The following is a 13,370-nucleotide window of genomic DNA, read 5'->3' as shown; positions in this document are numbered from 1 at the left end:
CGTCTAAACGCCGACTGGGTGCGGAACGCTTTCGCTGGCGGCCGTTATCCGTCGTCTTCAGCGACGCAAGCCATTCCCGGACCAGTTGTCTTGGAGTGGCGCGCTACGCTTCAGGGCGGCGCACTGAGGCCGCTCAGACGAAACGGGCCGGAATAGAGACTCGCCGCGTTTCGCCGTGGGCGCTGATGTTTAGCCGAGGCGGGAACCTGTGACAAGAAGCAGAGGCCGCCGCGCCAAGCGTCAAGACCGCCCGAAGCTCGGAGCTGGCGACTTCCCGCGTCAGCGGGGTGCGCATGACGGTCCGGTGATTTAAGGACGGTTAACCCTGGGGGCCGTAACACGGCCTACAGGCGCCCGATAATCTCGCCGTTCGGGAAGCTTCGCGATTCAGATGATCCGTTCGCCGCTCTTCGCCTTCCTGATCCTGGCAGCGCTGGTCGCTCCGTGCCGCTTCGCGCTGGCCGAGCCCGCAACCGACGCGCGCCCGGTGGCGACCGACGCCCGAATCGCCGGCGACGAGCAGCGCACCCGCCTCGTCATCGACCTGTCCGCCTCGGCCGCGATCAAGGCCTTTACGCTCGCCGATCCTTATCGCGTCGTCATCGATCTTCCGGAAATCGCCTTCCGGTTGCCTGAGACGGCCGGCCGCGAGGGAAGGGGGCTGATCAGCGCCTACCGGTTCGGCCTCCTTGCGCCAGGCCGGTCGCGGATCGTGGTCGACGTCAAGCGGCCGGTGGCGATCGACAAGGCCTTTGTGCTCGACGCGGTCGCGGGGCAGCCGGCGCGGCTCGTGCTGGACCTCACGCCGAGCGACCGAAAAACCTTTCTGCAGTCGCTCTCCGCGCGCGAAGGGGACCCCACCGGCGCCGTCGACAAAACAGCCTCTGCAGCGCCGCCTGAGGAGCGTGACCTGCCGGTCGTCGTCATCGACCCGGGCCATGGCGGCGTCGATCCCGGCGCGGCCGGGCCCGCAGGCGCAAGCGAGAAGGATATCGTGCTGGCCTTCGCCAAGCGGCTGAAAGAGAAGATCGAGGCAGGCGGGGCGCGACGCGTGGTGCTGACCCGGGATGACGACACCTTCATCTCGCTGCCCGGCCGCGTGAAGGTCGCGCGGGAGAACGGCGCCAGCCTGATGATCTCGATCCACGCCGACACGCTGGCCGATCCGTTCGGCGTCCGCGGGGCCACGATCTACACCCTGTCCGAAAGGGCGTCCGACAAGGAAGCCGAGCGGCTCGCCGAGAAGGAGAACCGCGCCGACCTGATCGCCGGCGTCGATCTTTCCGAAGAGCCCGAGGAGGTCGCCGGCATCCTCTTCGACCTGGCGCGCCGTGAGACCAAAGCCTTCACGACGCAGTTCGCGCGCGGCCTGGTCAAGGAGCTGAAGGAAGCCGCCAAGCTCAACAAGAACCCGCTGCGTTCCGCGGGATTCCGCGTGCTCAAGGCGCCGGACGTTCCCTCGGTGCTGCTCGAGCTCGGTTACCTCTCAAGCCCTGAGGACGCCAAGCTGATGATGTCCGACAAGTGGCGGGAGCAGGCGACGGGCGCGGTCGCCGAGGCGGTAGAGCGGTACTTCGACACCCGTATCGCGCAGGGCACACCCCGCCCGGTAAATTAACCGCTTCCGCCTCACGCCGCATATTCTCCACAAAGCGGCCCGATGCCGTGGCATAGCGGAAGCGCGAGCGCGCTGAGGCGAGCGTCTGCGCCCGATGGGCGGCCCGGCGCCTCGCGCCGCGCCAGACATGCGAGGATCGCTTGCGCCTGCTAGTCCGTTTCATCGGCTTCCTGTTCGCGACCGGAGCTCTCCTGGGTCTCGCCGGGGCCGCGGTCGCGGGCTACTTCGTCTGGAAGTATTCGAAGGAACTGCCGGACTACGAGCAGCTCGCGAAGTACGAGCCGCCGATCATGACGCGGCTGCACGCCAACGACGGCCGCCTGATCGCCGAGTACGCCAAGGAGCGTCGCCTGTTCCTGCCGATCCAGGCGGTGCCGAAGCGCGTGATCCAGGCGTTCACTTCCGCCGAGGACAAGAATTTCTACGAGCATGGCGGGCTGGACTTCGGCGGCATCGCGCGCGCGGCGCTGTTGAACTTCCAGAACCAGGGTCGCCGACCGCAGGGCGCATCGACCATCACCCAGCAGGTCGCCAAGAACTTCCTGCTGACGAACCGCCAGGACTACGAGCGCAAGATCAAGGAGGCGCTGCTCGCCCTCCGGATCGAGCAGACCTATTCGAAGGACCGCATCCTCGAGCTCTATCTCAACGAGATCTATCTGGGCCTCGGCGCCTACGGCGTCGGCGCCGCAGCGCTGGTCTACTTCGATAAATCGGTGAGCGAGCTGACGCTCGCCGAGGCGGCCTATCTGGCGGCGCTTCCGAAGGCCCCGAACAACTACCACCCGTTCCGGTATCCGGATCGCGCGATCGAGCGGCGGAACTGGGTCATCGATCGGATGGTGGAGAATGGCTACGCGACCGCCGAGGAAGGCGTAGCCGCCAAGAAATCGCCGCTCGACGTGGACCCCCGGCCCACCGGAACGCAGCTTCCCGCCAGCGAGTATTTCAACGAGGAGGTGCGGCGCGTCCTTTACGAGCGCTATGGCGAGAAGGGGCTTTACGAGGGCGGTCTGTCGGTCCGCACGACGCTTGACCCGCACCTTCAGCTTCTGGCGCGGAAATCGCTCAGCGACGGACTGGTGAGCTACGATGAGGAGCGGGGCTGGCGCGGCCCGCTGCGCGAAATCGACCCGCGCGGCGACTGGGGCGTGGCGCTCGCTGACATCCCAGCCTATGGCGACATCAGCCCGTGGCGGCTCGCCGTGGTTCTCGACGCGGGCTCGAACGAGGCCACGATCGGCCTGCAGCCGGGGCGCGACAAATCGGGCGGCGTGACGCGCGAGCGCGAGGTCGGCGCCCTGCCGCTGGACGGCGTCCGCTGGGCGAAGTGGGCCACAGGTCCGGAGCGGGGGCGCGCGGTCAAGACGGTGTCGCAGGTCGTGAAGGCGGGCGACGTGATCTATGTCGAGCCCATGAAAGACCGCTCGTCGGCATATCGGCTCCGGCAGGTTCCCGAGGTTTCCGGCGGGCTCGTCGCCATGGACCCGTACACCGGCAGCGTGCTCGCGCTCGCCGGCGGGTTCTCCTATGACGAGAGCCAGTTCAACCGCGCTACCCAGGCGCTCAGGCAGCCGGGCTCGTCGTTCAAGCCGTTCATCTACGCCGCGGCGCTCGACAATGGCTATACGCCCTCGAGCGTCGTGCTCGACGGACCGATTGAGATCGATCAAGGACCCGGGATCGGGATCTGGCGGCCGGAAAATTACGGCAAGAAGTTCTACGGCCCCCAGACGCTGCGCTTCGGGATCGAGAAGTCGCGCAATGTCATGACGGTGCGGCTCGCTCAGGACATGGGCATGCCGCTGATCTCCGAATATGCCCGTCGCTTCGGCGTGATGGACGATCTGCCTCGTTACCTCTCGATGGCGCTCGGCGCGGGCGAGACAACCGTCCTGAAGATGACCGCGGCCTATTCGATGTTCGCGAACGGCGGCAAGCGGGTGACGCCGAGCGTTATCGACCGGATCCAGGACCGCACCGGGAAAACCATCTACCGGCATGACGATCGGCAGTGCCTCGGCTGCACGGCGACCGCCTGGGCGAAGCAGGACGAGCCGAAACTGGTCGACAGCCGCGAGCAGGTGCTCGATCCCATGACGGCCTATCAGATCACCTCCATGATGGAGGGCGTGGTGCTGCGCGGCACCGGCACGGCAGTGAAGGCGGTGGGTAAGCCGATCGCCGGCAAGACCGGCACGACCAACGATTACAAGGACGCCTGGTTCGTCGGCTTCTCGCCCGATCTCGTGGTCGGGGTTTATCTGGGCTACGACAAGCCGCATTCGCTGGGCGCCGGCGAGACCGGAGGCTCGGTCGCCGCGCCGGTGTTCACCGAGTTCATGAAAGCCGCGCTCGCCGACAAGCCGGCGACGCCGTTCCGGGTGCCGCCGGGCATCAAGCTGATCCGCATCAACCCGACCACGGGCATGCGCGCGGCCGCCGGCGATCCCAAGGTGATCCTGGAGGCGTTCAAGCCCGGCACCGCGCCGGCGGACAGCTATTCGATCATCGGCCAGGCCGCGCCCTCGGATCGGCCGCAGGTCGTGACTCCCGAGGCCGACCGGGCGGTTCGCACCGGCACCGGCGGGCTGTACTGAGCGCGCGACCGCAGTGGCGGCGGGTGATCGAGACGGCTCCGCTGACCTCCGCCGCGTCGTGGCTGCTGTGGCGCTGCTCAACCTCGGCTATTTCGGCGTCGAGATCGCGGTCGCCCTGGCCATCGGCTCCGTTTCGCTGTTCGCCGACAGCGTCGACTTCCTCGAGGACGCCTCAGTCAATCTGCTGATCCTGATGGCGCTGGGCTGGTCGCTGAGAGCGCGCGGGCGGGTCGGCATGCTGCTCGCAGCTATCCTGCTCGCGCCGACGGCAGCCACCCTCTGGACCGCGTGGGACAAGTTCTGGGATCCGGCGGTGCCCGCGCCGATCGCCCTTACGCTCACGGGCGGCGGAGCGCTGCTCGTGAACCTCGCCTGCGCGCTCATGCTGGCGCGCTGGCGCAGCCATGGCGGCAGCCTCACGCGGGCGGCCTTCCTGTCGGCCCGAAACGACGTCGCGGCCAATATCGGCATCGTGGCGGCGGGCGCCGCGACCTACGCGCTGCAGTCGCCATGGCCTGACCTGGTGGTCGGCCTGGCGATCGCAGCGATGAACCTCGACGCGGCGCGCGAGGTCTGGGAGGCCGCCGGCGCGGAACGCCGCGCGGCGGCCTGAGGTCTGATCAGCCTTCGGTTTCTTCGAGCGTGAGAATGGTGGGCGCAGCGGGCGAATAGTTCGGAATGTCCGCCACCGCCGCCTGTCCTTCGGGGGACTCAAGGGCGGTCTTGATCGCGTCGACGCTGTCGAACGTGCCGACGAACATCCAGAAGAACGCGCCGTCCGCGCCGTCCAGACCCTTTGCGGGTCCGTAGCTGAAGCGCTTAAGGCCGGGCATCTTCTGCACGAGCGGCATGTGGACCGAGCGGAAATGCTGGTCGAACTGAGCCGGATCGGCGGGCTTCGGGTACATGACGATGAGCTTGGTCAAGGGGGCGTCTCCATGTTGGAGCGCACCATCTAGAGCCCGCGCCCGGCTTTCTCCACCCGCGCGCTGCGATAGCGGCCGAACGCAGCGCACGGTTTACAGACCGCCGGTCGGCCGCTACCAGTCGCCGCCCATTCACACCCATCCGGGATCCGAACTGGCCATGCGCGCCGAGATCGAAACCCTCGTCCAGGACATCGAGCAGTCAGTCGGGCTGCTGAGGAGGCATCTTTGACTGGGATCAGTCCCAGTCCCGCCTCGAAGAACTGAACCACATCGCTGAAGACCCATCGCTCTGGGAGGATCCCGAGCGCGCGCAGAAGATCATGCGTGAGCGCACCGCGCTCGACGACGCCATGAGCGGCGTCCTCAGGATCGAACGCGAGCTGAAGGACAACATCGAGCTGATCGAGCTCGGCGAGATGGAAGGCGACGAGACCATCGTCGCCGACGCCGAGAAGGCGCTCAAGGCGCTGAAGGACGAGACCGGCAGACGCCAGCTCGAGTCGCTGCTCTCGGGCGAAGCCGACGCCTTCGACACCTTCCTGGAGGTCCACCCCGGCGCAGGCGGCACGGAGAGCCAGGACTGGGCCGAGATGCTTCTGCGCATGTACACGCGCTGGGCCGAGCGGCGCGGCTTCAAGGTCGAGGTCGTCGACCACCAGAACGGCGAGCAGGCCGGAATCAAGTCGGCGACGCTCCAGATCAAGGGCCACAACGCCTATGGCTGGCTCAAGACCGAGGCCGGGGTTCACCGCCTCGTGCGCATCTCGCCGTTCGATTCGAACGCCCGCAGACAGACGAGCTTCGCGTCGATCGACGTCTATCCGGTGATCGACGACAGCATCAAAATCGAGATCAACGAGTCGGATGTGCGCGTCGACACGATGCGCTCCGGCGGCGCCGGCGGTCAGCACGTCAACAAGACCGAATCGGCCGTGCGCCTCGTGCACAACCCGACGGGCATCATGGTCGTGAGCCAGGGCGACCGCTCGCAGCACAAGAACCGGGCGACCGCCTGGGACATGCTGCGCGCCAAGCTCTACGAGCGCGAGCTGAAGATCCGCGAGGAGGCCGCGGCTGCCGACCAGGCCGCCAAGACCGACATCGGCTGGGGCCACCAGATCCGGTCCTATGTGCTGCAGCCGTACCAGCTCGTGAAGGATCTGCGGACCGGCCACACCTCGACCTCGCCGCAGGACGTGCTCGATGGCGATCTCGACGATTTCATGGAGGCGACGCTGGCGCAGCGCGCCTATGGCGGCGCCGCCGAGGAGGTCGAGGACGTCGACTGATCCAATGGCGTCCGGCTGACCAGTCTGGGAGACGAGGAGCCCGGGCGACCATTCTTCGCCGCCCAGATTGGTAGTTTGGCGCGCCGTGCGCTACCGGCCGCGCCGAGCGGGGGAGCCAAGATGCAACGTGTCCCCAGGCGGGAGACGGACGGAGAGCCGTTGCGCAACGGCATGTTCTGCCGCAGGCAGTGAGCCGGTCGTCTCAGCGCTCCATGGCGGCCAGCATCCGGCCGGCGTTGAGGAAGCGGAACGGGTCGACCGCCTCGCCGTTCACCCGCGTCTCGTAGTGCAGATGCGGCCCTGTCGAGCGGCCGGTTGAACCGACGCGGCCGAGGGTCGTGCCAAGCTTGACCGTCTGGCCCGGCGTCACGGCGATTGACGACATGTGCCCGTAGCGGGTCGTGAGGCCGCCGCCATGGTCGATCTCGACCATGTTGCCGTATCCCCCGGTGGGCCCGGCGACGGTGACCTGCCCGGCCGCAGTCGCCTTGACGGTTTCGCCATACGCTTCCTCGAAATCGACGCCGGCGTGGAAGGCCAGCCGCCCCAGGAAGGGATCGGACCTCGCGCCGAAGCCGCTCGTAACCGGCGCGCGCGGCGCAGGCGTCCTAAGGGGGACATTGGCCAGGCCGCGATCGAGCGCCTCGACGGCCGCCTGCTCGGCGGAGATCTGCGCGACTCGCGCCTCGAAGCTCAGGGCGCGCGCGGGCAGGGGCTCGAAAGGGCCGCCGCGCGCTTTGCCGTCGGTCAAGGCAGGCTTCCTGGCGCCCACCGCGTCGTAGACCTTTTCGAGCGTCCGGCGCCGCTGCCCGGTCTTTGCCGCAATGCCCTCCAGGGTCCGCGCTTGGCGCTGTTCGGCCTCGTCTATTGAGGTCGAGAGGCGTTCGGACAGATTTGAGGGCGAGCGGGAGGACCCTGCGGCCTCATCTGCGCCGATGTCGTCGAGCGCGGCGCGGGACTCGAGCGGCTGCGGCTTTGCAGCATAGGCGAGGGCGGAGCCGGAATCGCCGGCGTCCGCCGCGACGGGATCGGAAAGCTCGGCCAGCGTGAGCTGGCGTCGTTCCAGAGCTTCCTGGCGCCGGGCGAGCTCCGCCAGCCGCTCGTCGAGCCCCGCGCTCTCCACGAGCCGGCGCGTACGGGCGCGGCCGAGCTCGTCGCGCAAGGTGGAGATCTGCGCCTCGTAACCCTTTTGGGCGGCGCGGGCGCCGTGTCGAAGCTCCGCAACGACCGTGTCGTGGAACAGGACGTAGGCTCCTGCGCCTGCCGACCAGACCAGGAGCCCGAGGATGAACAGGCAGAGGACCGTTGCGCCGTGCCGCGGCAGGCTCACCGTGGTGCGTCGGCCCCCGCGCTCGATGACGATGCGGTCCGCCGCGGCGTGGCGCGACTTGTCGTGTGAGTGGGCCGCCATACCGTTCCCCGACGATCGCGCCGAGCAACGCTAGACAGTTAAGGTTAACCTCTCGCTAATGATCGGTCGCCGGACGTTAGATCTCTTGCGCCGCCCGCAGAACCTCGTCCGCGTGTCCGGGGACCTTCACCTTGTCCCAGATCCGCGCGATCTTGCCTTCGGCGTCGATCAGCATGGTCGTGCGCTCCACGCCCATATAGCGACGGCCATACATGCTTTTCTCGACCCACACGCCATAGGCGGCGAGCGCCTGCTTCTCCTCGTCAGAGGCGAGGGCGAAGCCGAGGCCGTGTTTCGTTCGAAACTTGTCGTGGCTCGCGACGCTGTCGGGGGAAAGACCGATCACCTCGGTTCCGGCCTCCGCGAATTGCGGTCTGAGCCGGTTGAAGTCGATCGCCTCGCGCGTACAGCCGGAGGTATCATCCTTCGGATAGAAGTACAGGACGACCTTGCGGCCGCGCAGGTCGCTGAGGCGGATCACTCCGCCGCCTGCGGCCGGCAGGGCGAAATCCGGGGCAGTCTGGCCGACGGTCGGTGCGCTGCTGGTCATGGCGTTCTGCTTCCCTTCATGAAAACGCCCGCATAGTCCCTCATAGGCTTGCTGCGGCAAGGTCCATGACCGAGTTTGAACAGGTCGAATCGAAGCCGCAGCGGCGGTCGGCCGCGACGGAGGAAGACGACCTGATCTGATGGCGGATGCGCGCAAACCTGAGCCGTCCTCGCGCCTCCGCGCAGCCGCGCTGCCCTGGATGGGCAGGGGACGCAGCGCCCGCAGGGCTGATGGCCTGCCTGCAGCGCCTCGCCCTACCTCCCGCCGCATCTTGAGCCTCGCCGCCGGCGGCGTGCTGGCGCTCGGTGTCGCCATCGGGGCCGCCTGGCTCGCGATCCTCTACATGCCGCTCCCGGCTTCCCAGGTGATCCCGAGGGTCAAGGCCGCCATCCAGCAGCGCCTCGGCCCCGAATATGCGGTCGAGATCGCGGATGCGGAACTGCATCGCGGCGGCGACGGCGTCGAGCTTCGACTCGTCGAGCTCGCGATCTCGAAGGTCGGCGGAGGGCCGGTCGTGGCGAGCGTTCCGCGCGCCGAACTGCGTCTCGACGGCCTGGGGTTGCTTGGCGGCGACGTCGAAGTCCGCTCCGTGCATGTCACCAGTCCGCGCCTCGACATGCGCTTTGACGACACTGTCGACGCCGCCTCGAAGAACGCCGATCTGCCGGCCCGCGTTCTGGCCGCGATCGGCGACCTCGATCGCCTGCTTGGACCGGACGGCGCAGCCGGAGCGCTCGAGGAGGTGGAGGTCGCCGACGCCACCATCCTGGTCGCGCCGCGCAGCCGGGCGCCGCTTGCTCTCGACGGGGTCAACCTGCGGCTCTCGCGCGGGCCCGGAGGAGCGATAGCGCTCACTGCCTCTTCCGCCCGAGCCGACGATCGCTGGACCACCGCCGTCACGGTCACCTCGGTGCGGGCGGACAAAGCGCGGGTCATCGACGTCGGGCTCGAGAACGTGAACCTCGCCCCCTATTCGGCGCCGCTCGCCGAGAAGGCCGGCGCGGCGCCTGTGGCCGGACGTGTTTCGGGGCACCTCAACGCCGAAATTGGCGGCGACGGCAAGCTGCTGGCGGGCGACGGCCGCCTCGACGCCCGCTCGCTGCAGCTCTCTCTCCCAGGACCTGCCGCGCCGGAGCCGCCGCGGCAGATGAGTCTCGACCGCGTGCAGCTGGCGTTGCGTTGGGATCCTGTCGGGCGCGCCCTGCTGCTCGAGCCTTCCCAGATCCGGGGACATGGCGGCCAGATGAGCTTCGCGGGCTCGCTTGCGGCCCCCGACAAGCCGGGGAAGCCGTGGCTCGCGCAGCTCCACGGAACCGACATTCTGCTCTCCGGCGAGAGCCCGAGCGACGCGCCCCTGCGGCTCGACAGGATCGAAATCGAGGCGCGGTTCGAGCCGACCACCGGCGTGCTGGAAATTGACAAAGGCCAGATCCTTGGCCCGACCGCCGGAGCGGCCATCAGCGGGCTGATCCGGTTTAACGGCGAGAGCCCGGCCGTCCAGCTCGGGCTCGTGAGCTCGCCGATGCCGGCCTCGGCGGTGAAGCGGCTCTGGCCGTTCTTCCTGGCGAGCTCAGTGCGTGGCTGGATCGTGGAGAACGTCAGCGCAGGGCGGGTGGACTCGGTCTCGCTGACCCTCGACATACCGGTCGGAGCGCTCGCGAAGATGGGGCCGCACGACCCGTTGCCGCCGGGCTCGATGGACCTCGACATCCGCTTCGGCGACGGCGTCCTTCGTGGGCGTCCGGGCATGCCGTGGATCGAGGGCGCGAAAGGCAAGGTGATCGCCACCTCGCAACGCGTCGACGTCATGATCGACCAGGCCTATGTCGCGGATCCCGGAGAGGAAGGGGCGCTCTCCGTCTCGAACGTCCACTTCGTGGTGCCTCAGCTTGGCCCGCGCTATCCGCCTGCGACCGTGGACCTGAAGATGGACGGTTCGCTCCGCCGCGCCCTGTCTATGGTCGCGTCGGGAGCGTTCGGCCGCAATCCGCTGCCGAGCCAGCTTGAGATTGCGAACGTCTCGGGACGCATCGCGGCCGACGTGTCGGTCAAGATGGAACTCGATCACGCTGACGCGGGCCCCCCGCCGGTCATCAACGTCCTGGCCGACATGCGCGACGTGAAGATCGCAAACCTGTTTGCAGGCCGCAGCTTCGAGAAGGGCGCGTTCCAGCTCAAGGTAGCCGACGGCCCGCCCACTCTGACCGGCAGCGGCTCGGTGCGGGGCGCCCCTGCGACGGTATCGATGCTCGAGGAGCCGGCGCCCGCCGGCGGGCAAGCCCGGCGCAAGCTGGCGGTCACGCTGACCGCCGACGCCGGAGACCTGACGCGGCTCGGCCTCGACGTCTCGGGTTCGCTTCGCGGCGCCGTGCCGCTCTCGGCGGAGCTTTATCTCGACGAGCCAAGCGCTCCGATGACCGTCACGGCCGATCTCGCGAAGGTCGGGATCGACGGCGTCATTCCGGGGTTCGTTAAACCCGCGGGCCGGGCGGGGCGCTTGAGCTTCAAGGTCGAGCGCGGCCCCGAGAAGACGATCGTACGTGATTTCGTGCTCGAAAGCGGCGACCGAAGCGTGCGCGGCGCGATCGAATTCGGCGCCAAGGGAGATCTGATCGCCGCGACGCTTCCGATCTATCGTCCCGCCGCGGGCGACGACGCGCGGGTGGAGATCGACAAAGGTCGCGGCGGCGTCACCAAGGTGTCGGTCCAGGGCGCAGCGCTCGATCTGAAGCCGCTGATGGACGCTTATCGCAAGAAGACGTCGGACGCGGGCGGCGGAGGAGGCGGCGACGCGGGCGGCGGCGCGGCCAAGAATCTGGACGTGAGCGCTAAGCTCGGGACAGGGCTCGGCTATGGCGGCGAGGCGGTGGCCGGACTCGACCTGAGACTCGGCGTGCGCGACGGCAAAGTCGTCGACGCCGACGGCGCCGGGCGGATCGGAGCGGGCGCCATCAAGCTGTCGACCGGCGAGGGCGGACGGCTGAACCTTGCCGGCGAGGACGCCGGCGCTGCGCTGCGCTTCGCCGATCTCTATGGCCGGGTGGATGGCGGCGCGTTCGTGCTCGCCGCCTCGCTTTCAGGAGGACCCGGGGTGCTGCGCATTCGCGACTTCTCGGTGCGGAACGAAAACGCGCTTGAGCGCGTCAGGCGCACCACCGGCGCGGACAGCGCAGCGCCGGCGCGCGGCGGCGCGACGCGATTCGACCGATTGAAGGTGGATTTCGTTCAGGGCGGCGGCCGGATCGCCGTGAAGGAAGCTGTGGTCTACGGACCGCAACTCGGCGCGACCCTGTCGGGCGCCGTGAACTACGCGTCGGATTCAGTCGACCTGGTCGGGACCTTCGTGCCCGTCTACGCGCTCAACAACCTCTTCAGTCGCGTTCCGCTGTTCGGCGCGCTGCTCGGCGGCGGCGAACATGGCGGCCTGCTGGGCGTGACCTTCAAGGTGCAGGGCCGCACCGCGGCTCCGACGATCACCATCAACCCGATGTCAGCCGTGGCGCCCGGCTTCATGCGGAAGCTTTTCGAGTTCCGCCAGGACGGGCGGCCGGACGCTCCCGCCGCCTCGGCCCCGGCCGAGCCGACCGAGCGCTGACCGAGCCTCGCCGCCTTAGGCGCGCGGCCGGATCAGCACGTGCTTCTTGCGTCCGAGCGACAGCTTGATCACCCCTTCGGGCGTGAGATCGGCCGCGGTGAGGATCGCGCGATCGTCCGAAACCTGCTGGTCGTTGACCCGCAGCCCGCCGCCCTTCGCCTGCCGGCGCGCCTCGCCGTTCGAGGCGACCAATCTGGCGATCTCGGCGAAGGCGCTGAGCACGCCGACGCCGCGCTCCAGCGCGTGGCGGTCGATCTCGACCGTCGGCAGCGTCTCGGCGAGCGCGCCCTCCTCGAACGTCTTACGCGCGGTGGCCTCGGCCTCTTCAGCCGCCGCGCGGCCATGGACGATCGCGGTCGCCTCAGTCGCGAGGACCTTCTTGGCCTCGTTGATCTCGGAGCCCTGCAGGGCTCCAAGTCGCTCGATCTCGGCCAGCGGCAGATCCGTGAAGAGCTTCAGGAAGCGGACGACGTCGTCATCCTCGGTGTTCCGCCAATACTGCCAGAACTCGTAGGGGCTGGTCATGTCGGCGTTCAGCCAGACGGCGCCGCCGGCGGTCTTGCCCATCTTTGCGCCGGAGGCCGTGGTGATGAGCGGACAGGTGAGGGCGAAGAGCTGGGCGGCGTCGACGCGGCGGCCGAGCTCGATGCCGTTGATGATGTTGCCCCACTGATCGGAGCCGCCCATCTGCAGCCGGCAGTCGTAGCGGCGCTTGAGCTCCAGGAAATCATAGGCCTGGAGGATCATGTAGTTGAACTCGAGAAACGAGAACGGCTGCTCCTGCTCGAGACGCGACTTCACGCTGTCGAAGCTCAGCATCCGGTTGACGGAGAAGTGCCGGCCGATCTCGCGGAGAAACGGCACGTATTCCAGCCGGTCGAGCCATTCCGAGTTGTCGACCATGATGGCGTCGCTCGCGCCGTCGCCGAAGGTCATGAACTGAGTGAAGACCGACTTGATGGTCTCCTTGTTGGCCTTGATCTGGGCGTCGTCGAGCAGCGGCCGCTGCTCGTTGCGGAAGGAGGGGTCGCCAATCTTTGTGGTGCCGCCGCCCATCAGCACGATCGGCTTGTGCTGGCTCTGCTGAAGCCTCCGCAGCATCATGATGTTGGCCATGTGGCCGACATGCAGGCTCGGCGCCGTGAGGTCGTAGCCGATATAGGCCGTGACCGTGCCCTCGAGCGCGAGAGCGTCGAGCGCGGGAGCGTCGGAGATCTGGTGGATCTGGCCGCGCTCGTCGAGCAGGCGCAGGAAATCGGAACGGTAGGCGGTCATCGGCAGGCCCGTCGCAAGGTCAGGGCGCGGTGTGTAGCAGGTTCCCGCGCCGAATCCATTCGGGCGCCGACGCCCCGCGCCTGAATGGCGCGCGCCGGCAGAG

9 protein-coding genes are annotated in these 13,370 nt (G+C 68.2%); 5 read left to right on the top strand and 4 right to left on the bottom strand.

Annotation, left to right across the window (positions count from 1 at the left end; translation table 11 throughout):
* Positions 1-391 precede the first annotated feature (391 nt).
* The 3 genes from VM780_RS10755 to VM780_RS10745 all read left to right on the top strand — a co-directional run bounded on the left by VM780_RS10755 (position 392) and on the right by VM780_RS10745 (position 4,831).
* The gene (locus VM780_RS10755; RefSeq protein WP_325447270.1) at positions 392-1,618 is read left to right on the top strand and encodes an N-acetylmuramoyl-L-alanine amidase; all 1,227 of its coding nucleotides are present in this window, start codon (positions 392-394) and stop codon (positions 1,616-1,618) included.
* A 140-nt stretch (positions 1,619-1,758) separates the two neighbouring features.
* On the top strand, positions 1,759-4,218 hold the full coding sequence (locus VM780_RS10750) for a penicillin-binding protein 1A (protein WP_325447269.1): 2,460 nt from the start codon (positions 1,759-1,761) through the stop codon (positions 4,216-4,218).
* Between the two features lie 58 nt (positions 4,219-4,276).
* Positions 4,277-4,831 (top strand): cation transporter, encoded by a 555-nt coding sequence (locus tag VM780_RS10745; RefSeq protein WP_325447268.1) that lies wholly within the window; start codon positions 4,277-4,279, stop codon positions 4,829-4,831.
* 7 nt (positions 4,832-4,838) lie between these two features.
* On the opposite strand, the gene VM780_RS10740 is transcribed toward VM780_RS10745, so the two are convergent.
* On the bottom strand, positions 4,839-5,144 hold the full coding sequence (locus VM780_RS10740) for an EthD family reductase (protein WP_325447267.1): 306 nt from the start codon (positions 5,142-5,144) through the stop codon (positions 4,839-4,841).
* Positions 5,145-5,304: 160 nt separating this feature from the next.
* Here VM780_RS10740 and prfB point away from each other — a divergent pair.
* Positions 5,305-6,436 (top strand): peptide chain release factor 2 gene (prfB, locus tag VM780_RS10735; protein WP_325447266.1). Its coding sequence is split into 2 segments (ribosomal slippage): positions 5,305-5,373 and positions 5,375-6,436, totalling 1,131 coding nucleotides; the frame shifts between segments, so codons are not numbered across the junction.
* 202 nt (positions 6,437-6,638) lie between these two features.
* Here the strand turns inward: prfB and VM780_RS10730 are convergent.
* Positions 6,639-7,847, bottom strand: coding sequence for a M23 family metallopeptidase (locus VM780_RS10730; RefSeq protein ID WP_325447265.1), 1,209 nt, complete (start codon positions 7,845-7,847; stop codon positions 6,639-6,641).
* A 76-nt stretch (positions 7,848-7,923) separates the two neighbouring features.
* Positions 7,924-8,397, bottom strand: coding sequence for a peroxiredoxin (locus tag VM780_RS10725; RefSeq protein ID WP_325447264.1), 474 nt, complete (start codon positions 8,395-8,397; stop codon positions 7,924-7,926).
* Positions 8,398-8,668: 271 nt separating this feature from the next.
* Here VM780_RS10725 and VM780_RS10720 point away from each other — a divergent pair, with 271 nt between their 5' ends.
* Positions 8,669-11,992: a DUF3971 domain-containing protein gene (locus tag VM780_RS10720; RefSeq protein ID WP_325447263.1), complete on the top strand. Its 3,324-nt coding sequence runs from the start codon at positions 8,669-8,671 to the stop codon at positions 11,990-11,992.
* A 15-nt stretch (positions 11,993-12,007) separates the two neighbouring features.
* On the opposite strand, the gene tyrS is transcribed toward VM780_RS10720, so the two are convergent.
* Positions 12,008-13,267: a tyrosine--tRNA ligase gene (tyrS, locus tag VM780_RS10715; RefSeq protein ID WP_325447262.1), complete on the bottom strand. Its 1,260-nt coding sequence runs from the start codon at positions 13,265-13,267 to the stop codon at positions 12,008-12,010.
* Positions 13,268-13,370 lie beyond the last annotated feature (103 nt).

Source organism: Hansschlegelia sp. (assembly GCF_035538955.1).
Classification (GTDB): Bacteria; Pseudomonadota; Alphaproteobacteria; order Rhizobiales; family Methylopilaceae; genus Methylopila.
Note: the sequence above shows the minus strand (reverse complement) of the source record. Positions and strands in the feature narration are given on the sequence as shown.